Consider the following 21065-nt stretch of genomic DNA (forward strand, 5'->3'; position numbering starts at 1 on the left):
TCAGCCCACTTGCTCTTCGACGTCGTGTTCGTGGTGGTGCGGCTCCGCCTCGCACAACGCGCTCTGCGCGCCCGCGATGTGGATCTGGCCGCCGACCTTGAGCACCTCGACGCGGGTGCCGTACAGCTGCGAAAGCGTCTCGGTCGTCATGACCTCGTCCGGCTTGCCGATCCGGAACTGGCCGTTGACCAGGTAGAGGACGCGGTCGACGAACGGCAGCACCGGGTTGATCTCGTGCGTCACGAACAGCACCGCCGTCCCCGCCGAGCGCCGCCGGGAGTCGATCAGCTCGCTGATCGCGCGCTGGTGCGCCAGGTCGAGCGACAGCAGCGGCTCGTCGCACAGCAGCACCTCGGGGTCGCCGACCAGGGCCTGCGCCACCCGCAGCCGCTGCTGCTCGCCGCCGGACAACCGGCCGACGGGCTGCTTCGCGTACCGCGTGGCCCCCACCGCGTCGATCGCTTCGGAAACGAGCCGCCGCCGGGCCGCCATACCGGCCAGGCCGAAACCCCAGCGGTGCCCGTCGAGACCCAGCCCGACCAGGTCGACGCCGCGCAGCGTCAGCGACTCGTCGATCGCGCGCTGCTGCGGGATGTACCCGACCTTGCGGTTCGCGCCGCCCGGGCGGCCACCCGCGATCTCGACCGTGCCCGCCGACAGGTCCTGCATCCCGAGCAGCGCCTTGAGGAAGCTGCTCTTGCCGGACCCGTTCGGCCCCAGCACGGCGAGGAACTCGCCCGGCTCGACGACGAGGTCCAGCCCCGACCACAGGGTCCGGGGCCCGAAGGCCAGGCCCGCTCCGCGGACCCGGACCGCGGGACGCACGTCGTCCGATACGGGGGCCATGGCTACTTCAACGCCCCAGCCAGCTCGTCGACTTCCCCGGTCATCCAGCCAATGTAGTCCGTCACACCCGCGGGCAGCGTCTCGGTCACGCCGACCACGCCGATCCCGGCCTCCTTCGCCTGCTTGACGACGTCCTGGGTCAGCGGCGTCACGGTCTGCTCGTTGTCGATCAGCGCCTTCACCTGCTTGGTGGCGATCAGCTGCTTGTAGGCGCTGACGGCGTCGGCCGGGACGTCGGTGTCGTTCTCCACCGCGTCCGAAAAGGCCTTGGGCGTCGCGTCGGTGATCTTCGCGCTCGCCAGCAGGTAGTGGGCGACCGGCTCGGTGACGACGACCTTCGTGCCCGGGTGGGTGGTCCCGAGCTCTTCGAGCCGCTTCTCGAGCGCGTCGACCTTCGCCTTGAACGCGGTCGCGTTGTCGGCGAACTGCTGCTTGGCCGCCGGCTTGAGCTCGCCCAGCTGCGCGGCGAGCCGGTCGGCGACCTTGCCGACGCCCGGCAGGTCGTACCAGACGTGCTCGTTCTCGTCGCCGGTCGCGGCGATGTCGTAGGCGACGAGCTTCTTCGCGCTCCCCGCCTGCTCGGTGAGCTTGCCGAAGAACTCGTCGTACCCGCCGCCGTTGGACAGCAGCAGCTGCGCGCCCTTCGCGGCGAGGGCGTCGTCCGCCGTGGTCTCGTACGAGTGCGGGTCGGCCGACGGGTCGTGGATGACCGACTTGACCTCGACGTTTTGCCCGCCGACGGCGGCGGCCACGCTGCCCCAGACGTCGGTCGACGCGACGACCTCGACCTTGCCGTCGCTGCCCACCTGCGCGCCGCCGCCGTCGGAAGACGACCCGCCGCCGGAGCACGCGGCCAAGGCGAACACGGACAGGACCGAAGCGGCGGCGAGCACGCTCCTGGTGCGACGAGAACTCATCGGGGGACTCCTGAGAGAGACGCAGACGCTAATGGAAACCGTTGTCAGATTCACCTTACCCCATCCGGATGACTTTCTGGCCATCGGATCGCGCTTTGGTGTATGCGTCTCCGCGCATGCGGATCGAGACATCGACCACGCGGGGTGTCTCTTCAGGAAACCGATCTGAACCGTTACGGTTTGCTGATGGGACGTCCTATTCGCACCCGGAGGCAGGCGACGCTGGCGTCGCTCGCGGCGGAGCTCGGTGTGTCCAGGACCACGGTGTCCAACGCCTACAACCGGCCGGACCAGCTGTCCCCCGAACTGCGCCGCCGCGTCCTCGAGACCGCGCGGCGCCTCGGCTACCCCGGACCCGACCCGGTCGCCCGCTCCCTGCGCACGCGCAAGGCGGGCGCGGTCGGGCTGCTGCTCACCGAGAACCTCTCCTACGCCTTCCGCGACCCCGCCGCCGTCGGTGTCCTCGAAGGACTGGCGCTGGCCTGCGAAGACGCCGGCGTCGGCCTGCACCTGGTGCCGGCCAGCCCGGGCCGCGAGGACGTCGCCGCGGTGCACCGGGCGGGCGTCGACGGCTTCGTCGTCTACTCCGTGCCGGACGACGACCCGCACCTGGCCGCGGTGCTCGAGCGGCCGGTGCCGACGGTGATCATCGACCAGCCGAGCATCGAGGGCATCGACCGCGTCGGCCCGGACGACGCCGCCGCCGTCGGCAAGATCGCCGAGCACCTGGTGTCGCTGGGGCACCGGCAGGTCGGCGTGATCTGCATGCGGCTGGCCCGCGAGCGCAACGACGACTTCGTCTCCGCGACACGGCAGAGCGGCGCGCACTTCCACGTCCAGCGCACCCGGCTGGAGGCACTGGCCGTCGCGTTCTCGGCGGCGGGCGTCGACTGGGCGGGCGTCCCGGTGGTCGAGCGCTTCGACCACACGGTGGACGACGGCGCGTCCGCGGCCCGCCAGCTGCTGGACGCCTACCCGCAGATCACCGCGGTGATCTGCACCTCGGACATCCTCGCGCTCGGCGCCATGGCCGAGGCCGAGCGGCGCGGGCTGCGGGTGCCGCAGGACCTCACGGTCACCGGCTTCGACGGTATCGCCGAAGCCGAGCGCATCGGGCTCACCACGGTCCACCAGCCGGTCCTGGAGAAGGGCAAGGTGGCCGGGCGGCTGCTGCTCAGCTCGGGCGAGCGGAGCGCACCCAAGACGATCACCCTCCCGACCGAGCTGCGCGTCGGGCGGACGTCGGCGCCGCCGCGGACGGTCGAGGAGCCGTGGTTCGGCGGCTGACGTCGTGACATTGCCCTTAGTGCATTGCCCGCCGGGGTACTCACCAGGTCAAATGGAGTGGTACGCCCGCGCCGCGGGGCCACTGGCCGGAAGGTGACCGATGACCTCGATCGACGTACTGCTCAAGCGCAACCAGGAACTCGGCGAGGTGACGCCCGGCGACCGGTCGTCCCCGAAGCCGTCACTCCAGGTGGCCGTCCTGACCTGCATGGACGCCCGGATCCGGGTGTTCGAGCTGTTCGGCCTCCTGCAAGGCGAGTCGCACGTCCTCCGCAACGCGGGCGGCGTGGTGACCGACGACATGATCCGTTCGCTGGCCCTTTCCCAGCGCAAGCTGGGGACGCGCGAGGTGCTGATCGTCCAGCACACCGAGTGCGGCCTCTCGATGGTGACCGAGGACGACTTCAAGGACGAGCTCGAGAGCGACACGGGCCTGCGGCCGACGTGGTCGGTCGAGGCGTTCCGCAACGTCGAGAACAGCGTCCGGACGTCGGTGGAGCGGGTGCGGCGCAGTGCCTACCTGCCGCACACCGAGAACGTGCGCGGGTTCGTCTACGACGTGAAGACCGGGAAGCTCACCGAGGTCGAGTAGGCTATCGTTCCCATTCAGATGTTCTCGACATCCGAATGGGGCGAGCATGCGCATTCTCTTCGCCGGGCTCGCGTCCGCCGGCCACACGTACCCGATGGTCCCGCTCGCGCTCGCGGCGCGGGACATCGGGCACGAGGTGCACTTCGCCGCCGGTGAGCACGTCCACGTGCCGCTGCACCGGCTCGGGCTCAACCCGTTCCGGCCCGCGGATTCGTTCTACGAGATCTACGCCGAAGACCTCGAGCCGGACCTGGCCCGGTTGCGCCCGGACCTGGTCGTGCACGGGTGGGGTGTTCCCGAGGTGGCCGTGGCCGCCCGGCGCGCCGGGATCCCGTCGCTCTGGCACGGGTTCGGCCGGATGTTCCCGCGCGACATCGGGTTCGAGCGCCCCACCGGCGGCGTGCACCTCGACATCTGCCCGCCGTCGGTGCAGGAGGCGGACTTCCTCGCGACCGCCGAGCGCATCGCCCTGCGTCCCGTTCCCTTCTCCGAGCCGGGCGACTTCCGGGGGCCGCTGATCTACCTGACCCTCGGCACCGCCTTCGGCACCCCGGAGGTGCTCACGACGGCGATCCAGGGGCTGGCCGCCCTCGACGTTCCCCTCGTGGTGGCCACCGGACGGGTGCGTCCCGAGGACCTCGGACCGGTGCCGGACCACGTCACCCTGCGGGCCTGGGTTTCCCAGGCGGCGGTGGTGCCGCACGCCGACCTGGTCGTGCACCACGGCGGCAGCGGCACCACGCTGGGCGCGCTCGCCGCGGGCGTGCCGCAGCTGGTCCTGCCGCAGGGGGCCGACCAGTTCGCCAACGCCGACACCCTCGTGGCCGCCGGTGCCGCACTGCGCCTCCTGCCCGGCGAACTGAGCGCGGACGCCGTCACCGAACAGGCCCGGAAGGCGTCCTCCTGCGGCGAGGCGGCCCGCGCCTTCGCCGACGAGATCGCCGCCATGCCGTCGCCGGACGAGGTCGCTCGCGAGCTGCCGAAGTACGCGAAGTAGCCTCCCGGCGTGGCTGTGGACGCTGACGTACTGCTCGACTGGTTCTCCGCGCACGGCCGGGATCTCCCGTGGCGCGAGCCCACCTGCTCGGCCTGGGGTGTCCTGGTCAGCGAAATCATGCTCCAGCAGACCCCGGTCGTCCGGGTGCAGCCCATCTGGCTCGAGTGGATGGCGCGCTGGCCGGTGCCCTCGGCGCTGGCCGCGTCGTCGCAGGGCGAGGTCGTGCGGGCGTGGGGCAAGCTCGGCTACCCGCGCCGCGCGCTTCGGCTGCACGAGGCTGCCGGGGTGATCGCGCGCGAACACGGGGACGTCGTTCCGTCCGATGTGGACACTCTGCTCGCGCTGCCCGGGATCGGCGCCTACACCGCGCGCGCCGTCGCCGCGTTCGCCTACGGCCGGCGGGCGCCGGTCGTCGACACGAACGTGCGGCGGGTCGTCGCGCGGGCGGTGCACGGCGCCGGCGATGCCGGGCCCGCGTCCAACACCCGGGACATGGCCGACGTCGAGGCACTCCTGCCGGTCGAGGACGCGCCCGCGGCTCGCTTTTCGGCGGCGATCATGGAGCTGGGCGCGTTGATCTGCACCGCGCGCGCCCCGAAGTGCGCGGACTGCCCGATCTACGACGAGTGCGCGTGGCAGCACGCCGGCCGGCCCGAGTACGCCGGCCCGGCCAAGCCGGTGCAGCGGTACGCGGGCACCGACCGGTACGTCCGCGGGCGACTGCTCGACGTGCTGCGCGGCAGCGAAGGCCCGGTCGACAAGGCCCGCCTCGACCTCGTCTGGCACGACGTCGGCCAGCGCGACCGCTGCCTGGACTCCCTGCTGGTCGACGGCCTGCTGGAGCAGACCCGAGACGGGTTGTTCGCACTCCCGGGCGAACACTGACGCGTTACGACCAAAGTTGGTCAATAGTTGTCATCGGCGCGTTCCGGAGTTACCGTTTCACGTATGGTCACTGTTGACCGCCGGACCCTGCTCAAGGCGGGGGTGACCGCGACCGCGGCCGGCGCACTGGGGATGACGACCACGGGAACGGCCGGCGCGGCCGTGCCGGCACCGACGATCCACCCGACGTCCGACTGGGGCGCCCGGCCCGCCACCGGCCCGATCGTGGTGGAGAACCACAAGCCGACGTATATCGTCGTGCACCACGCGGTCGACCCGCCGATGAACGACGACTTCTCGCTGGCGCGCGCGTTCTACGTCTCGCGCTACATCCAGAACCTGCACATGGACAAGAACGGCTGGATCGACAGCGGCCAGCAGTTCACGAACAGCCGCGGCGGGTTCATCACCGAAGGCCGGCACCGCAGCCTCGAGATCCTGCGCGGCGGCACGCAGCACGTCCAGGGTGCGAACGTCGGCAACCACAACAGCGAGGTCATCGGCATCGAGAACGAGGGCCTGTACAGCACGGTCGACGTGCCGCCGGCCCTGTGGAACTCGCTGGTCTCGCTCGTCGCCTACATCGCGAGCCAGTACGGCATCGCCCCGGAGTTCATCAAGGGCCACCGCGACTTCAACTCGACCGAGTGCCCCGGCCAGGTGCTCTACAACCGGCTGCCGGAGCTCCGGACGGCCGTCGGCCGCGTCCTCGGCGTCGCGGTCACGCGTGCCGAGGCCGAGTGGCCGCTGCTCAAGCCGGGCGACACGGGCCGGAAGGTGCAGGTGGCACAGCAGTTCCTGCGGCGGTCCGGGTTCGACGTCCCCACCGACGGCGTCTTCGGGAAGTCCACAAAGGACGCGGTGACCGCTTTGTCCGTTCAGGCCGGGTTGACCCGCGACACGTGCACCGCGGCCAAGGCGTCCGACGAGACGGGCTTCCTGGGCGCGGACGTCTGGCCGCTGATCGTCCCGTCGGATCGCTCCACGGCGGCCTGGCGAGCGGACCTGGCCCGCACCTAGCCGGACGACACGCGTACCCGGCTGGACGACACGCGTACTCGGTTGGACGACACGGCAGCTCAACGAAGCGCTCGCCGTGTCGTCCGTCCAGGTACGCGTGCCGTCCGGTTCAGCGGGTCAGGACCTGGGCGAGGAAGGCCTCCACCGCGCCGCGGTAGGTCTCCGGGGCTTCGTCGTGGGGCAGGTGGGCCGAACCCGGCACCACCAGGTGTTTCGCGCCCGGGACCCGGTCGGCGACGAGCGCCTGCTGGCCCGGCGGCATCGCCGTGTGCTCGCCCTCGACCAGCAGCAACGGGCAGCGGATCGCCTCGACGACGTCCCAGTAGTCCCGGCGGCCCCATTCGGCGGCGATCACGTACAGGTCCTCGAGGTCGGCGACCAGGTGGAACCCATCGGAACGCTCCTCGACGCAGTCCGCGAAGTACCCGCCCGCGTCGCCGAAGAACTCCCGGACGTGGTCGAGCGAGGAGAACGGGACTGGCCAGCTCTCGAAGTACCCGCGCCAGGTCTCCACGGTCCGGCCGCGCTGGTCCGGCGCGAAGTCCTCCGACACGACCGCGCGCACCAGCTCCGGGTGCCGCGCGGCGGTCGCCCAGGCGTGCAGGCCGCCCATGGAGTGCCCGATGAGCACCGCCGGGCCCGCGTCGAGGGTCCGCAGCGCTTCGGCGACGTCGTCGGCGAAGCGCTCGGTCGTCCACGGCCCGACGCGCGGCGCGGTTCCGTGGCCGCGCGCGTCCAGGCCGTACACCGCGCCGTAGGGCCGGAGCCACTCCGCGACCCGCCACCACGTCCGCGCCCGGCCCATCAGGCCGTGGAGCAGAACGATCGGCACGCCGCTGCCGCCGAAACAGAGCACGCGGCCACCTAACCACAAAACCCCTGGTGCGGAACGTGACCAAACCGTCGCTGTCCATCACCTATGGTGGTGGGTGTGCGCCGACGACTCACCGCCCTGGCCGTCTGCGCCGCGGTGATCGTCGCCGCGGCGTGCGGCGGCGACGCCGTCGCCCTGCCGCCCGCGCCGCCTCCGCTGCCACCCATGCACCCGGTGCCGGGCGCGGCCGGCGCCGGCGACCCGTATTACCCCGATGACGGCAACGGCGGTTACGACGCGCTCGGCTACCAGGTCGACGTCAAGTACGACCCGCCGAGCGGGCACCTCGACGGCGACACCACGGTGACCGCGAAGGCCACCCAGGACCTGAGCCGGTTCGACCTCGACCTGCGCGGGCTGGACGTGCACAGCGTCGAGGTCGACGGCAAGCCGGCGAAGTTCAGCCGCGAGAAGACCTTCGAGCTGGTCATCACGCCACCGGCCCCGATCCGGGCCGGGACGACGTTCCGCACGCGGGTCCGCTACGGCGGCGACCCGGCCAAGACCCCGCACGACGGCGGCAGCGAGAACGGCTGGAAGCACTCGTCCGACGGCGGCGCGTACATGGTCGGCGAGCCGCACTCGGCGGCGTTCTGGTACCCGGCGAACGAAACCCCGCGCGACAAGGCCACCTTCACGCTCACCGCGCACGTCCCGGCGGGCTGGACGGTGCTCTCGAACGGCCGCGAAGGGCCGCCCGGCACCTGGACCGAGGTCAACCCGGTGGCGAGCTACCTGACGACGATCGCGATCGGCAAGTTCGGTGTCGACTCCTCGACGTTGCCGGACGGCACCCCGGTGGTCTCGGCGTACGCGCCGGGCGTCGAAGGCCGCCGCGCGGTCGGCGACCGCCTCCCGGAGGTGCTCGGCTTCCTGACCGCCAAGTTCGGCCCGTACCCGCAGTCGGCGGCGGGCGGGATCTTCCTGAACGAGGACGTCCCGTTCTCGCTCGAGACGCAGACCCGGCCGACGTACGCGAAGTGGGCCGACCTGCCGACGCTGGTGCACGAGAACGCCCACCAGTGGTTCGGCGACTCGGTCTCGGTGCGCAGCTGGTCCGACGTCTGCCTGAACGAGTGCTTCGCGTCGTACTCGCAGTGGCTGTGGGCCGAGCGCGAGGGCCAGAACCTGGACGACCGCTACCGCGCGGCCATCGAGATCACCCGTGGCAGCACGGACTTCTGGGCGCAGAAGCTGGTCGACATGGGGCAGGGCCACGAATTCGAAGGCGTCTACAACAAGGGCATCCTGGCCCTGCACGCCCTGCGCCGCGAAATCGGCGACCCGGCGTTCGCGAAGCTGTTGCGCGAGTGGCCATCCCGCTACCGCCACGGCAACGCGACCTGGTCCGACTTCGAAGCCATGGCGACCCGCCTCGGCGGCAAGAACCTGCGGCCGTTCTTCGACACCTGGTTCCGCGGCACGAAGCTCCCCGCGGACGCCGACCTGTTCCCCGGCTCACTGCGCAGCTGAACTGCCCAGCAGCGACCGCGTCAGCGCGCTCCGGGCGTCCTGCATCTCCCGCAACGCCGTGGTCAGCTCGGCATCCCCGACCACGACGTCCTCCTCCGGCCGCACCCCCAGCGCCAGCAGCGAAGCGCGGCGCAACAGCTCCTTCGCGAACGACGCCGTCATCCCCGCCGTCGCCTCGACGACCGGGCCCAGGTCCGCCGTCAGCTTCAGGCCGCGCGCGTACAGCCGCAGCAGCGCTTCACGTCCGGCCGCGTCCGGCAGGGGGATCTCCACCGCCAGGTCGACACGGCCCGGGCGGTCCGCGAGGGCCTTTTCCAGCTCGCTCGCCCGGTTGGTGGTGAGCAGGAACGTGACGTCGGCGTCGCCGCCCACGCCGTCCATCGCGTCGAGGAGCGTGAACAGCAGGGGCTGGACCATCGGCCCGTAGCTGCGGTCCTGCGCGATCAGGTCGACGTCCTCCAGCACGACCACGCTCGGCTGCAGCCGCCGCGCCAGCTCCGCGGCCTTGCCAACGAGCTTCATCGCCGTGCCGGTCAGGATGATCACCGTGGTGTCCGGCAGGCGGCCCATCAGGTAGCGGACCGTGTGCGTCTTGCCGGTGCCGGGCGGGCCGTGCAGCAGCAGCCCGCGCTTGAGGTGCTGGCCCGCCGCCAGCAGCCGCTCGCCGTGCTGCGCGATGCCGATCGTGTGCCGCTCGATCGCGTCGAGCACGCCGTCCGGCAGCACGACCTCCTCGCCGGTCAGCGCCGGCCGCGGGAGGAACGTGAGCAGCTCGTTGCCGCGGTGCTCGCTGGTGCCGAAGGCCAGCACCTGGCCGCGCAGGAGGTCGCGCTCCGCCATCAGGCGCTCGACGCGGTCGCGCACCTCGGTGGCGGTCGCGCGCGACGTCGCCAGGACCTCCAGCCGGCACTGCTCCAGCCCCCACTGCGGGTTGGCGCCGCGGATCGCGAGCAGCACCGGCTCGCCGCCCGGGGCGTGCGTGCCGACCAGCCCGAGCTGCACCGCCTCGGTCGCGGTGTCGGGCCCGATCGCCGTGGTCGTGTAGTCCACCGAGCCGAGCTCGTACATGCCCTGCCTGCGCGCGGTGGCGAGCATCCCGATCAGGTCTTCGTGCGTGCGCTGGCCGCCCGCGATGCCGAACCAGCCCACGGCCGTGCCGTGTGCGGCCAGGTAGGCGTCGACCCCGCGCTGGATGTTGGCGTGCTCCCACATCGGCCAGTTGCGGGTGACGACCACCACCTCCGGCAACGGCGCCCCGAGGTGGCCGGTCACGCGCTCGATCAGTTCGCTGCCCCCGCCGCCCGCGACCTCGTCGGCCGTGGCGCGGATGATCCGGGCGAGATCGGTGGCGAGGTCGCGCTCGGTGCTCCCCATGTCTCCCACAGTGGCACGGATCACACTGCCGAGCCAACTATGGTGGACGGCATGAGTGTCGTGAAGATCAACGCGATCGAGGTCCCCGAGGGGGCCGGCCCCGAGCTGGAGAAGCGGTTCGCCGCGCGCATGCACTCCGTCGACCAGCAGCCGGGCTTCCTCGGCTTCGAGCTGCTGCGGCCGGTTTCCGGCGAGACGCGCTACTTCGTGTACACGAAGTGGGAGACCGAGGAGCACTACCAGGCGTGGGCGACCGGCGGCCCGGCCGCGGCCGCGCACGCGGGCGAGCGCGCCAAGCCCGTGTCCACCGGCGCGAACCTGCTCGAGTTCGAGGTCGTCCTCGGTTCGCAGCCGGGTGAGTGAGCTCGCCGCCAAGCTCCTGGACGGCGCCGGCGCGCTGCTGATCTGCGCCGGCGCCGGTATGGGTGTCGACTCCGGGTTGCCGGACTTCCGCGGCGGCGAAGGGTTCTGGCGCGCGTATCCGCCGTACGCCCGGCTCGGGCTGCGGTTCGAGGAGCTCGCCGATCCGCGGCACTTCGCCGGCGACCCCGAGCTGGCCTGGGGCTTCTACGGGCACCGGCTGGAGCTCTACCGCAAGACCGTGCCGCACGACGGGTTCCGGCTGCTGCGCGAGTTCGGCGCGAAGCTGCCCCACGGCGCCCGCGTGTTCACGTCCAATGTGGACGGCCAGTTCCAGGCGGCGGGCTTCGAGTTCGTGGCCGAGGCGCACGGCTCCATCCACCACCTGCAGTGCCTGGCCGGGTGCACGGACGACATCTGGCCGGCCGCCGGCGTCACTGTGTCGATCGACCCGGAAACGATGCGTGCGGTGCCGCCGCTGCCGTCGTGCCCCCGCTGCGGCGGCCTCGCCCGGCCCAACATCCTGATGTTCGGCGACGTCTCCTGGGTCCCGGACCGCAGCCAGGCGCAGCTGGACGAGCTGACGGCGTGGCGCCGGACCGCCCGGGACCTCGTGGTGGTGGAACTGGGCGCGGGCCAAGCCGTCCCGACCGTCCGCCGCTACGCCGAACTGGCCAGCGCGGCCACCGGCGCGCTGGTCCGCATCAACCCGCGGGAACCCGGGATCCGGCACGGCCGTGGCGTGTCGATCGCCGCCGGAGCGCTGGAAACGCTGACGCGGCTCCTGCCGGGCTGATCACGGCAGGCGGACCTCGGCGAACACCGCCCGGTGGTCGCTGCCGGCGACGTCGAACACGCGGTAGTCCAGCACCGCCGCGCGGTTGTCCACCGCCACGTGGTCGATCGTCACCACCGGCAGCGACGACGGCCACGTCGGGGCCAGTCCTTCGCCGCGCTCCTCCGCCGCGTCGCGGTAGCCGCGCGCCAGCACCGTGCGGTAGGCCGCGTGGTCCAGCGTCGCGTTGAAGTCGCCGGCCAGGATGCGCAGGCCGTGCTCGCCCGCCGGCTGCGAGAGGTCCTTGATCTCGCGCTCCCACCCCGGTGTGTCGACGTCCGGGGAGATCGGGTGGACGGCGACGATTTCGGCTACCACCCCGTCGCCCAGGTCGGCCTCCGCGCCCGGCTGCTTGGCCGCCGAGTCACCGGTCAGGTTGACCTCCTTCAGGGGGAAGCGAGCCGCGATCCCCGAGCCGAACGCGCCGGGCGCCGGGTGCAGCACCCGGTACGGCAGCACGTCGAACAGCCCGGCCGCGGTCAGCCGGTCGACCGCCGACGGCGTCATCTCGACCAGGTTCAGCACGTCGATCCGCTGCTCGCGCACCAGGTCGACGACGGCTTTCGGATCCGCCCGGCCGTAGAGCAGGTTCGAAGCGAGGACGCGCAGGGTCTTGCCCTGCACGGCGCGTTGTTCGCTCGCCGACATCCGCGGGAGGACGAGGACGGCCAGCGCGAGCGCCAGCACCAGCGCGACCCCGCCGATCCACCACCGCCGCAACGCCAGCGCGAGCCCGCCGGCGAGCGCACCCGCGGCCGCCCCGAACGGCGTCAGCGCCAGGGCGACCAGCGTGTACCAGCCGCCGTCGAAGCCGAGCAGGCGCAGCGCCGCCAGCAGCGCCAACGGCACCACCGGGACCACCAGCAGGCCCGTGACGAGCGGGTTCTTCCGCCGCGACCGCGTCTCTTCCGCAAGCACCATGCTGCCGAGTATGCCGAGACCGGCGCCGGTCGGCCCGGGCGCCGACAACTCCTCCACAAGATCTCCACCAGCGCCTGCCAGCCGCTGACAGCGCGCTGTGCGTGGCCTGCCAGCGCGAACCCGCACTGTGATCGCAGAAGCGACGAGCGAAGGAGGACGCCCATGTCGCACGCGATCCAAGCCGAGGGCTTGGTCAAGAAGTTCGGGGACACGACGGCGCTGGACGGGGTGGATCTCGAGGTCCCGTTCGGGCAGGTCGTGGGGGTGCTCGGGCCGAACGGCGCGGGCAAGACGACCGCCGTCCGGATCCTCGCGACCCTGATGAAACCGGACGCCGGCAGAGCCACGGTCGGGGGCTACGACGTGGTCGCCGACCCGGTCCGCGTCCGCAGCCTGATCGGGCTGACCGGGCAGTACGCGTCGGTCGACGAGGACCTCAACGGCATCGAGAACCTCGTCCTGATCGGACGGTTGTACGGCCACTCCCGCGCCCAGTCCAAGGCCCGCGCCGCCGAGCTGCTCGAGCGGTTCGAGCTGACCAAGGCGGCCAAGCGGCCGATCCGGACGTACTCGGGCGGCATGCGGCGGCGGCTGGACCTGGCCGCCAGCCTCGTCGGCCGGCCCGAGGTGCTCTACCTCGACGAACCGACCACCGGCCTCGACCCGCACGCCCGCAACGAGGTCTGGGACGTCGTCCGCGGCCTCGTCGCCGAAGGCGCGACGGTGCTGCTGACCACGCAGTACCTGGAGGAGGCCGACCAGCTGGCCGACAAGATCACCGTGTTCGACCACGGCCGGGTCGTCGCCGACGGCCGCGCCGACGAGCTGAAGCGCCGCGTCGGCGGGCAGACGCTGCAGGTCCGGCCGACCCAGCTGTCCGACATGGACGCCGTCAACCGGATCCTCGGCGACCTCTCCGGCGTCCGGCCGACCCGCGACGACGCCTCCGGGCTGCTCACCGCGCCGGTCAACGACCCGGTGCTGCTGTCCACCCTGGTCCGCAAGCTGGACGAAGCCGGGATCACCGCCGACGAGCTGGCGCTGCGGCTGCCCAGCCTCGACGAGGTGTTCCTCGCCCTGACCGGGCACACGGCCGAACAGTCCGCTGTGTCTTCTTCGGACAAGACCCTCGAAGGGAGCCTGGCATGACGACGCTGGCCCTCGACCGCCCGGCCCCGCCGCGGCACATCAGCCCCGGCAAGGGGTTCCAGCACGCGCTTTCGCTGGCGTGGCGCGGCATCCTGAAGATCCGCAAGAACCCCGAACAGCTCGCCGACGTCACCCTGATGCCCATCGTCTTCCTGGTGATCTTCGTCTACCTGTTCGGCGGCGCGCTGTCCGGCTCGACCGACGCCTACCTGCAGATGGTCGTGCCCGGCATCATCGTGATGAACATCCTGCAGGCGTGCCTCACCGTGGGCACGAACCTCAACACCGACGTCACCAAGGGCGTGTTCGACCGGTTCCGGAGCATGCCGATCGCCCGCTCGGCACCCCTGATCGGTGCCGTGCTCGCCGACGTCGTGCGGTACGTCGTGTGCCTGGCGGTGCTGATGGTCGTGGCGACGATCATGGGCTACCGGATCGCGACCAGCCCCGGCGAGTTCGCCGTGGCGATCCTGCTCGCGCTGGCGTTCGGGCTGGCCTTCTGCTGGGCCTCGGTGTTCGTCGGCATGGTGATGAAGTCGCCGGGCTCGGCGCAGGCGCTGATGTTCGTCTTCATCATGCCGCTGACCTTCGGCAGCAACGTGTTCGTGCAGACGAACACCATGCCGGGCTGGCTGCGGGCGTGGGCGGACATCAGCCCGGTCAGCCTGATGGCGAACGCGCTGCGCGGCCTGATGAACGGCGGCGCGGTGGCCGGCCCGCTGACCGGGGCGCTGGCCTGGATGGCCGGTGCGGTGATCGTGTTCTTCCCGCTGGCCACCTGGGCCTACCGCAAGCGGGTCTGAACGGCGCGCCACACGGGGGTGAGTCGCGCCAGGGGGAAGCCGGTGGGGACGTTCGCGGGGGCGGACGTCCCCACCGGCATGCAGTGAATGACTCATTCCTGCCTTCGGATGACAGGAATGAGTCATTCACTGCATCGGAGGCAGCTCGTCCAGCAGCCGGACGATCGCGTCCTTTTTGGACACCCGGTGGGCTTCTTCGTAGCGCGAGTCGTAGTCCGGGAGCGCCGCGCGCAGCGTGTCGATGAGCGCCCGGACCTCCGGGCTGCCCCGGTCGAGCCGGCCGCGGATGACGGCGGACGCGGCGAGCACCCGGGTCGCCGTCTCGGGACGGCCCTGCCGTTCGCGGATGATCGCCAGCAGTTCCACCACCCCGGCCAGGTCGGGCATGTCGCCGCGCTGGTTCGTCGCCCGGATCGCGATGACCGCGTGCGGCTCGGCCTCGTCCACCCGGCCCTGGGCCAGCAGGATCCGCGCCTCGAAGGCGTGGATGAACTCGTCGCCGATCCCGCCGGGGAACCAGTCGTCGCCACCCATCGCGGCGACGCGGTCGAGCAGCGCCCGCGCTTCGCCCAGCCGGTCCGTGCGCAGCAGCAGCTCGAGCCGGCCGAACATCAGGATGGCGCGGTGCTGCAGGTTCGTGATGCCTTCGCCGTAGCGCTCCGCCGCCTCCTGATCGCGCCAGGCACCCTCGAAGTCCCCGGCGCGCGCCCGCTCGACGGCCAGCCGCCACCAGTGCTGCACCGCGTCCTCGTACGACCGCAGCTCGATCGATAGCGCGAGGCCCTGCTGGTAGGTCTCGATGGCCTTGGCGCTGTCGCCGTTCTGCGACAGCGAGTACGCCTTGAAGCTCAGCGTCATCGCGATGCCCCAGCGGTCGCCGACCGCCTCGAACCCGGCGTGGGCCAGGTCGCGCGCCCGGTCGGCCCCCTCGACGTCGCCCTCGTCGTCGAGCAGGAAGCTCTCCACCCAGTGCGCGCCGGCGCGGGTCCACTGGTCCGGGTGCCGCGCGGCCCGGCTCACCTCGCGGACGGCGATCTCGCGATCCCCGCCCAGGAAGGCCAGCATCGGCAGCGCCACCGCGAGACCCGGGTAGCGGTCCACCGCCTCGGTGCGCACGCAGGCGTCGACCAGGCGGAGGATCGCGGGTTGGTCCGACCGGACCGGGACCGCGTCCATGAGGTAGCCGAGCGCCCGGTAGGCGGCCAGGGCCGCCGGGGGCAGCCGGTCGCCGAACTCGAGGGTCTCGCGCAGCAGCGAGCCGATCCGCCCGCCCTGGCCCAGGATGGTCAGGTACCAGAACATCCCGTCCAGCAACGCGACCGCGTTGTCCACATCGGACATCTCGATGGCCCCGCGCAGGGCGGCGATCATGTTGGCGCTCTCGGCTTCGTACTGGTCGATCGCCCGCAGCTGGTCGGCCGTGCGCAGCGTCGGCTCCAGCCGCTGGGCGAGTTCGGCGTAGTAGCGGGCCATCGCCCGGCGCGTGCGGTCGTGCTCCCCCGACTCCACGAGCCGCTCGGTGGCGTACACCCGCAGCGTCTCGAGCATCCGGTACCGCGGCTCGCCGCCGGCGTCCACGGTGTCCACTATGGACTTTTCGACCAGGCTGCCGAGCACGTACGGCACGTCGGCCGCGGGGAGCAGCTCGTCACCGCAGACGGCCTCGATCGGGGCCAGTTCCGCCCCGCCCGCGAACACCGCGAGCCGCCGGGCCAGCACCAGCTCGGGCTCGGCCAGCAGTTCCCAGCTCCACTCGACGACCGCACGCAGCGTCCGCTGCCGCGGCAGCGCCGTCCGGCTGCCCGAGGTGAGCAGCCGGAACCGGTCGCCGAGCCGGCCGGCGATCTGGGCCACGGTCATCGACCGCAGCCGCGCCGCGGCCAGCTCCAGTGCCAGCGGCATCCCGTCGAGCCGGCGGCAGATCTGCCCCACGTGGTCCACAGTGGACTCATCGAGGACGAAGTCGGGGCGGACGGCGGCGGCCCGGTCGAGGAACAGCCGGGTCGAGTCGAGCTCGGCGGCCTCCGCGGGCGCGGCGCGTTCCGCGGGCACCGGCAGCGGGCCGAGCGGGCAGAGCGCCTCCCCGGTGATGGCCAGCGGCTCGCGGCTGGTGGCCAGGATCCGCAGCCGCGGTGCCCGGTGCAGCAGCTCGTCGGCCAGCCGCGCGGCGGCGTCGACGACGTGCTCGCAGTTGTCCAGCACCAGCAGTGCTTCCTCGCCGCCGAGCACCTCGACGGCCTGCTCCACCGGATCCGGTGGCCGCCGGTGGACCTCGGTCTCGGCGCGGATCTCGCGGACCTCGAGCGCGCCCAGCAGCGCACCGGCGACGTCGTCGGGGTCGCGGACGCCGGCCAGCGCGGCGAACCACACCCGGCCCCGCTGGTGCGTGGGGTGCCGCGACGCCGCCTCGGTGGCCAGCCGGGTCTTGCCCGCCCCGCCCGGGCCGGTCAGGGTGACCAGCCGGGCGCCACCCAGGAGCTCGGCCAGCAGCTTGAGCTCGTCGTCGCGGCCGACGAACGTGGTCAGCCGGGTCGGCAGCCGGTCGGCCACCGGCGACGGCGGCGCGAACTCGCCGCGCAGCGCGGCGACGTGGATCTCCTGCAGCTCGGCCGAGGGGTCGACGCCGAGCTGGTCGGCCAGGGTGCGGCGGAACCCGGCGTAGACGGCCAGCGCTTCCGGCTGCCGCCCGGCCGCGCACAGCGCGCGGATCCGCAGCCCGGTGAGCCGCTCGCGCAGCGGGTCGGCGTCGGCCGCCACGGCCAGGTCGGCGAGGACCGCCGCGTACTCGCCCAGCCGGATCAGCGCTTCGAACCGGTCCTCGGCCGCCTCGGCCCGCAGCTCGGTGAGCCGCCGCGCCGGCGCCGGCGCGAAGGGCGCGTCGAGGACGTCGGCCAGTGCGGCGCCCTGCCACAGCGCGAGCGCCTCGGTGAGCAGGCCGGCGGCGCGCGCGTCACGGCCCGCGGCCAGCTCGCGGCGGCCCTCGGCGGCGAGCCGTTCGAACCGTTCGGCGTCGACGTCGCCGGCCGCCACCGCGAGCCGGTACCCGCCCGGCCCGGATTCGACGGCCACCGGCAGCACCTTCCGCAGCCGCGAGACCAGCGACTGCAAGGCGTTGGCCGCGTCGGCCGGCGGTCCGGCGCCCCAAAGGCCGTCGACGAGCGCGTCGGCCGGGACCGCGCGCCCGGCGTCCAGCGCGAGCCTGGCCAGGAGCATGCGGAGGCGGGCGCCGCCGATGTCGATCGGCGTGCCGTCGTCTTCCGCTGCCCGCAGCGGGCCCAGCAGCGCAACGCGCATGTGTCCAGCTTTCCAGACGTCGGCTCGCCGCCGGGGCGGGCCGACGGAAGTGCTGATTATCCGGACAAATACGACACGATCTCCCGGACCACCCGTTCGTGGCGATACGTTGCGGACGAGGTCCACCGACACGGACAGGAGCGTTCATGAGGGGACAGAAACCGGCCGTGGTGGCGGCCGCCGTGGTCGCCAGTCTCTGCCTGGGCACCGGCGTCGCCGCGGCCGGCGAAGGCTGGGGCGCGCCGAAGCCCGGCAGCGACGGCACCGGCGACAGCTACTACCCGCAGGACGGCAACGGCGGCTACGACGTCGCCGACTACAACCTCAAGGTCAGCTACGATCCGGCGTCGCACCAGCTGACCGGCGACCAGGACATCGCCGCGCGGGCGACGCAGTCGCTCAGTTCGTTCAACCTGGACCTGCACGGCCTGACCGTCGACTCGGTGAAGGTCGACGGCCGGGACGCGAAGTTCAGCCGCACCGGCGACCACGAGCTGGTCATCACGCCGTCGCGGGCGCTCTGGCGGGGCCAGCGCTTCAAGGTGAACATCGCCTACCACGGCGTGCCCGCGCCGATCGACGACCCGGCGCTCGGCAACAACGGCTGGCAGTTCGCCCAGGCGGGCGGCGCGTTCGTCGCCGGCGAGCCGAAGTCGGCCACCACCTGGTACCCGGTCAACGACACCCCGCTCGACAAGGCCACGTTCCACCTGGCCATCACCGTGCCCGACGAGTGGGGCGTGATCGCCAACGGCCGCGAGAAGCCGTCGGTCAAGGCGCCGGGCGGCACCACGCACGTCTGGGCCGAAGAGACGCCGATCGTGCCGTACATGACGACGGTCGCGATCGACAAGTGGACCTTCGACCGCCAGAAGCGCAAGGACGGCACCCCGATCGTCAGCGCGTTCGCTCCGGGAGTCCCCGACTCGACGAAGCAGGCCGAGGCGCGGCTGCCGGAGATCCTCGACTTCCTCGAGTCGAAGTTCGGCAAGTACCCGATCGACGCCGCCGGCGGCATCTTCCTCAACGAGCAGATCGGCTTCTCGCTGGAGACGATGAGCCGGCCGATCTACTCGGCGGGCTGGGCCGGCACGGTGCCGACGATCGTCCACGAGAACGCCCACCAGTGGTACGGCGACTCGGTCGCGGTCGCGCACTGGCGCGACGTCTGCCTCAACGAGTGCTTCGCCTCCTACGCCACCTGGCTGTGGAACGAGGCGAAGGAAGGCGTCGACCTGAACAAGCAGTACGCCGACAACGTCAAGAAGGCTTCCACAGCGTTCTGGAACGGGAAGCTGTACGACATGGGCCAGGGCCAGGAGTTCACCTACGTGTACTCGAAGGGCCCGATGATGCTGCACGCGCTGCGCAACTACATCGGGCAGCCGGCGTTCGATTGGGTCCTGAAGACCTGGCCGTCGCTGCACCGCGACGGGAACGCGAGCATGCAGGAGTTCCAGCGGTTCACCGAATTCGCCGCGCACCGGAACCTCCAGGGTTTCTTCGACGCGTGGGTGTACGGCACCGGCAAGCCGGCCGACCAGTACCTCTACCCGGGTGGGCTGAAGCCCGCCGCCTGAGCGCGGTCGTCGTCGAGGCCACCCTGCGGACGTAGGGTGGCCTCGACGTTTTTCGCTCCGCTCCGGGAGGCGACATGGCCAGGGTGCTGATGACGGGGTTCGCGCCGTTCGGCGGCGAGCCGGTCAACCCGTCGTGGCAGGCGGTTTCGCTGGTGGGCGCGCGTCGTGACGACGTCGCGGCGGTGGAGCTGCCCTGCGAATTCGCGACGTCGCTGCCCACGCTGCGGCGGGCGCTGGAAGAGCACCGGCCGTCGCTGGTGGTCTGCGCCGGCCAGGCGGGCGGCCGCGCCGAGGTGACCCCGGAACGGGTGGCCGTCAACCTGATCGACGCCCGCATCCCGGACAACGCGGGCGACCGGCCGGTGGACGCAGCGGTGGTCGCGGAGGGCCCGGCGGCGTACTTCACGACGCTGCCGGTGAAGGCCTGCGTGGCGGCGATCCGCGCGGCGGGCGTCCCGGCGTCGGTCTCCCACACCGCCGGGACGTACGTGTGCAACCAGGTGTTCTACGGGTTGATGCACCTGCTGGCCACGGAATTCCCGGAGGTGCGCGGCGGGTTCGTGCACGTCCCGTTCAGCCCGGAGCAGGTCGCGGCCGCGGGCAAGCCCGAGCCGTCGTTGAGCGTGGACCGGATCGCCGACGCGCTGGAAGCCTTGGCGGACACGGCATTGCGGGTCACCGAAGACCTGAAGGTCAGCGCGGGCGCGGAGTCTTGAAAAGCGATGGCTGGGCGAGACCCGGGGCGGTGCTGACCGTCGGCGTCACGGCCCTGCTGACCGGCGCGGGCATCGGCGCGTTCGCGCACGCGGTCAGCTCTTACCTGCGGCAGTCCTGCGCGGCCGACCCGGGCGATCAACCCCGAAAGCATGTGCGGGCTGGGGGAGATCTTCTGGGTCCCGGCGCTCGTCGTGGTCACCCCGCTGTTCGCCGGGTTCGTGATGTGGCCGGTGCTGTCGCTGGGCGGCATCGAGCCACGGCGCCGGGTGCTCACCGGGGCGTTTCTCCTGCCGGTCGTCCTCGTCGAGCCGTACGGCGCGGTCGCGTCGGTCCACGGCCCGCCCGTCCTGGTCACGGCGCTCGCGTTCGGGACCGTGCAGGCGTGGATCGCCTTCGCCGCCGGGGCGCGGCTGACCCGCGGCTAGCCACTCCGGCCGGTGAGCTCGACGAACGCCGCCGGGCCCGGGACGTTGTGGTGGACCGTCAGGTCCGCGACCCGGTCGCCGCTCCGGGCCGGGGTGAAGCTGACGACCAGTGTGCACCGGCGGCCCGGCGCCACCTCGTGGCCGACGCACGCGCTCGCGTCCACCGCGAAGTCCGTGCTGTCCACCTCGATCCCGCTGACCCGCAACGCGCTCGCGCCGACGCTGCGGACCGCCACCACGCAGGTCGTCGTCGTGTGCACGGGTGTCGCGGGGCAGGTGACCGACTCCGGGACGACGACCCGCGCTTCCGCGGCCACCTCCGGCACGCCCGGGAACGTCGCCGAGCGCCCGCGCACGAGGTCGAGCACGGTCACCCCGGTCACCGTCAGAACCAGCGCACCCGTTGCCAGCAGCAGGATCGCGATCGCCTTGATGCCGCGAGCGCTGCCGTCCTTGGCGGTGAACCCACCCGCCGCCAGGACCGTGACCACCAGCGTGGAGATCAGCGTCGCCTCCGGGCCGGCCCCGATCGCCGCCGGGACGAGCGTGCCGAGCAGCGACGCCCCGACCGTGACCGCGAAGCCCGTCCAGGAGAAGCGTTTTGCCTCGCGCAACCGGCTCCGCACGGTCGGCGCGCGAGGTTCCGTGACCGTGCTCGTTTCCGTGGCTGTGCTCATGCAGGGAGGAGCGGCGAACCCTCCCACCACGGACGAATT

The 21065-nt window shown here is 72.2% G+C and carries 20 protein-coding genes; 13 read left to right on the forward strand and 7 right to left on the reverse strand.

The window, feature by feature from the left end; all coding sequences use genetic code 11:
* Entirely contained in the window at positions 1-846 is an 846-nt protein-coding gene (locus AB0F52_RS04030; RefSeq protein ID WP_360164285.1) for a metal ABC transporter ATP-binding protein, read from the reverse strand.
* A gap of 2 nt (positions 847-848) precedes the next feature.
* The gene (locus AB0F52_RS04035; RefSeq protein WP_360164287.1) at positions 849-1763 is read right to left on the reverse strand and encodes a zinc ABC transporter substrate-binding protein; all 915 of its coding nucleotides are present in this window, start codon (positions 1761-1763) and stop codon (positions 849-851) included.
* A gap of 186 nt (positions 1764-1949) precedes the next feature.
* Between AB0F52_RS04035 and AB0F52_RS04040 the strand changes: the two genes are divergently transcribed.
* The 5 genes from AB0F52_RS04040 (at position 1950) to AB0F52_RS04060 (ending at position 6544) form a co-directional block, all read left to right on the forward strand.
* Positions 1950-3050 (forward strand): LacI family DNA-binding transcriptional regulator, encoded by a 1101-nt coding sequence (locus tag AB0F52_RS04040; RefSeq protein ID WP_360164289.1) that lies wholly within the window; start codon positions 1950-1952, stop codon positions 3048-3050.
* Between the two features lie 100 nt (positions 3051-3150).
* A complete protein-coding gene (locus AB0F52_RS04045) occupies positions 3151-3642 on the forward strand; it encodes a carbonic anhydrase (protein ID WP_360164291.1) in 492 nt (163 codons plus the stop codon).
* A 46-nt stretch (positions 3643-3688) separates the two neighbouring features.
* Positions 3689-4639: a glycosyltransferase gene (locus AB0F52_RS04050; RefSeq protein ID WP_360164293.1), complete on the forward strand. Its 951-nt coding sequence runs from the start codon at positions 3689-3691 to the stop codon at positions 4637-4639.
* A 9-nt stretch (positions 4640-4648) separates the two neighbouring features.
* Positions 4649-5524, forward strand: a complete 876-nt coding sequence (locus AB0F52_RS04055; RefSeq protein WP_360164295.1) for an A/G-specific adenine glycosylase — start codon at positions 4649-4651, stop codon at positions 5522-5524.
* A 63-nt stretch (positions 5525-5587) separates the two neighbouring features.
* The gene (locus AB0F52_RS04060) at positions 5588-6544 is read left to right on the forward strand and encodes an N-acetylmuramoyl-L-alanine amidase (RefSeq protein WP_360164297.1); all 957 of its coding nucleotides are present in this window, start codon (positions 5588-5590) and stop codon (positions 6542-6544) included.
* Between the two features lie 109 nt (positions 6545-6653).
* Here AB0F52_RS04060 and AB0F52_RS04065 read toward each other — a convergent pair whose 3' ends face one another.
* Positions 6654-7400 (reverse strand): alpha/beta hydrolase, encoded by a 747-nt coding sequence (locus AB0F52_RS04065; protein ID WP_360164299.1) that lies wholly within the window; start codon positions 7398-7400, stop codon positions 6654-6656.
* Between the two features lie 75 nt (positions 7401-7475).
* Between AB0F52_RS04065 and AB0F52_RS04070 the strand changes: the two genes are divergently transcribed.
* On the forward strand, positions 7476-8891 hold the full coding sequence (locus AB0F52_RS04070; RefSeq protein WP_360164301.1) for a M1 family metallopeptidase: 1416 nt from the start codon (positions 7476-7478) through the stop codon (positions 8889-8891).
* On the opposite strand, the gene AB0F52_RS04075 is transcribed toward AB0F52_RS04070, so the two are convergent.
* Entirely contained in the window at positions 8877-10265 is a 1389-nt protein-coding gene (locus tag AB0F52_RS04075; RefSeq protein WP_360164303.1) for an AAA family ATPase, read from the reverse strand. The genes AB0F52_RS04070 and AB0F52_RS04075 overlap by 15 nt on opposite strands.
* Positions 10266-10316: 51 nt before the next feature.
* Here AB0F52_RS04075 and AB0F52_RS04080 point away from each other — a divergent pair, with 51 nt between their 5' ends.
* Together AB0F52_RS04080 and AB0F52_RS04085 are read left to right on the forward strand one after the other, a co-directional pair.
* Complete coding sequence (locus AB0F52_RS04080) at positions 10317-10628, forward strand: antibiotic biosynthesis monooxygenase (RefSeq protein WP_360164305.1); 312 nt, start codon at positions 10317-10319, stop codon at positions 10626-10628.
* Positions 10621-11421: a Sir2 family NAD-dependent protein deacetylase gene (locus AB0F52_RS04085; RefSeq protein ID WP_360164307.1), complete on the forward strand. Its 801-nt coding sequence runs from the start codon at positions 10621-10623 to the stop codon at positions 11419-11421. Before AB0F52_RS04080 ends, AB0F52_RS04085 begins: the two co-directional genes overlap by 8 nt.
* Here the strand turns inward: AB0F52_RS04085 and AB0F52_RS04090 are convergent, their stop codons facing one another.
* Positions 11422-12438 (reverse strand): endonuclease/exonuclease/phosphatase family protein, encoded by a 1017-nt coding sequence (locus tag AB0F52_RS04090; RefSeq protein ID WP_360164309.1) that lies wholly within the window; start codon positions 12436-12438, stop codon positions 11422-11424.
* A gap of 105 nt (positions 12439-12543) precedes the next feature.
* Between AB0F52_RS04090 and AB0F52_RS04095 the strand changes: the two genes are divergently transcribed.
* Positions 12544-13530, forward strand: a complete 987-nt coding sequence (locus tag AB0F52_RS04095) for an ATP-binding cassette domain-containing protein (protein ID WP_360164311.1) — start codon at positions 12544-12546, stop codon at positions 13528-13530.
* Positions 13527-14333: an ABC transporter permease gene (locus AB0F52_RS04100; protein WP_360164313.1), complete on the forward strand. Its 807-nt coding sequence runs from the start codon at positions 13527-13529 to the stop codon at positions 14331-14333. The genes AB0F52_RS04095 and AB0F52_RS04100 overlap by 4 nt, the downstream gene beginning before the upstream one ends.
* A gap of 126 nt (positions 14334-14459) precedes the next feature.
* Here AB0F52_RS04100 and AB0F52_RS04105 read toward each other — a convergent pair whose 3' ends face one another.
* Positions 14460-17627, reverse strand: a complete 3168-nt coding sequence (locus AB0F52_RS04105; RefSeq protein WP_360164315.1) for a BTAD domain-containing putative transcriptional regulator — start codon at positions 17625-17627, stop codon at positions 14460-14462.
* A gap of 146 nt (positions 17628-17773) precedes the next feature.
* Here AB0F52_RS04105 and AB0F52_RS04110 point away from each other — a divergent pair, with 146 nt between their 5' ends.
* The 3 genes from AB0F52_RS04110 (at position 17774) to AB0F52_RS04120 (ending at position 20349) form a co-directional block, all read left to right on the forward strand.
* Positions 17774-19207: a M1 family metallopeptidase gene (locus AB0F52_RS04110; RefSeq protein ID WP_360164317.1), complete on the forward strand. Its 1434-nt coding sequence runs from the start codon at positions 17774-17776 to the stop codon at positions 19205-19207.
* A gap of 74 nt (positions 19208-19281) precedes the next feature.
* Positions 19282-19923 carry a pyroglutamyl-peptidase I gene (gene pcp, locus AB0F52_RS04115; RefSeq protein ID WP_360164319.1) on the forward strand — a complete coding sequence of 214 codons (642 nt, stop codon included), beginning with the start codon at positions 19282-19284 and terminating at the stop codon, positions 19921-19923.
* Positions 19924-20073: 150 nt separating this feature from the next.
* A complete protein-coding gene (locus tag AB0F52_RS04120; RefSeq protein WP_360164321.1) occupies positions 20074-20349 on the forward strand; it encodes a hypothetical protein in 276 nt (91 codons plus the stop codon).
* Here the strand turns inward: AB0F52_RS04120 and AB0F52_RS04125 are convergent.
* Positions 20346-21026, reverse strand: coding sequence for a hypothetical protein (locus AB0F52_RS04125; RefSeq protein WP_360164323.1), 681 nt, complete (start codon positions 21024-21026; stop codon positions 20346-20348). The genes AB0F52_RS04120 and AB0F52_RS04125 overlap by 4 nt on opposite strands.
* Positions 21027-21065 lie beyond the last annotated feature (39 nt).

The sequence above is a fragment of the Amycolatopsis sp. NPDC024027 genome (genome assembly GCF_040638975.1).
Lineage (GTDB): Bacteria > Actinomycetota > Actinomycetes > Mycobacteriales > Pseudonocardiaceae > Amycolatopsis.

What these genes read in the sequence shown, in the direction of transcription:
- AB0F52_RS04100 (WP_360164313.1), top strand. Translation starts at nt 13,527, where the DNA reads ATGACGACGCTGGCCCTCGACCGCCCGGCCCCGCCGCGGCACATCAGC.
- pcp (WP_360164319.1), top strand. Translation starts at nt 19,282, where the DNA reads ATGGCCAGGGTGCTGATGACGGGGTTCGCGCCGTTCGGCGGCGAGCCG.
- AB0F52_RS04060 (WP_360164297.1), top strand. Translation starts at nt 5,588, where the DNA reads ATGGTCACTGTTGACCGCCGGACCCTGCTCAAGGCGGGGGTGACCGCG.
- AB0F52_RS04095 (WP_360164311.1), top strand. Translation starts at nt 12,544, where the DNA reads ATGTCGCACGCGATCCAAGCCGAGGGCTTGGTCAAGAAGTTCGGGGAC.
- AB0F52_RS04110 (WP_360164317.1), top strand. Translation starts at nt 17,774, where the DNA reads ATGAGGGGACAGAAACCGGCCGTGGTGGCGGCCGCCGTGGTCGCCAGT.
- AB0F52_RS04045 (WP_360164291.1), top strand. Translation starts at nt 3,151, where the DNA reads ATGACCTCGATCGACGTACTGCTCAAGCGCAACCAGGAACTCGGCGAG.
- AB0F52_RS04040 (WP_360164289.1), top strand. Translation starts at nt 1,950, where the DNA reads ATGGGACGTCCTATTCGCACCCGGAGGCAGGCGACGCTGGCGTCGCTC.
- AB0F52_RS04050 (WP_360164293.1), top strand. Translation starts at nt 3,689, where the DNA reads ATGCGCATTCTCTTCGCCGGGCTCGCGTCCGCCGGCCACACGTACCCG.
- AB0F52_RS04035 (WP_360164287.1), bottom strand. Translation starts at nt 1,763, where the DNA reads ATGAGTTCTCGTCGCACCAGGAGCGTGCTCGCCGCCGCTTCGGTCCTG.
- AB0F52_RS04105 (WP_360164315.1), bottom strand. Translation starts at nt 17,627, where the DNA reads ATGCGCGTTGCGCTGCTGGGCCCGCTGCGGGCAGCGGAAGACGACGGC.
- AB0F52_RS04125 (WP_360164323.1), bottom strand. Translation starts at nt 21,026, where the DNA reads ATGAGCACAGCCACGGAAACGAGCACGGTCACGGAACCTCGCGCGCCG.
- AB0F52_RS04075 (WP_360164303.1), bottom strand. Translation starts at nt 10,265, where the DNA reads ATGGGGAGCACCGAGCGCGACCTCGCCACCGATCTCGCCCGGATCATC.
- AB0F52_RS04030 (WP_360164285.1), bottom strand. Translation starts at nt 846, where the DNA reads ATGGCCCCCGTATCGGACGACGTGCGTCCCGCGGTCCGGGTCCGCGGA.
- AB0F52_RS04080 (WP_360164305.1), top strand. Translation starts at nt 10,317, where the DNA reads ATGAGTGTCGTGAAGATCAACGCGATCGAGGTCCCCGAGGGGGCCGGC.
- AB0F52_RS04120 (WP_360164321.1), top strand. Translation starts at nt 20,074, where the DNA reads ATGTGCGGGCTGGGGGAGATCTTCTGGGTCCCGGCGCTCGTCGTGGTC.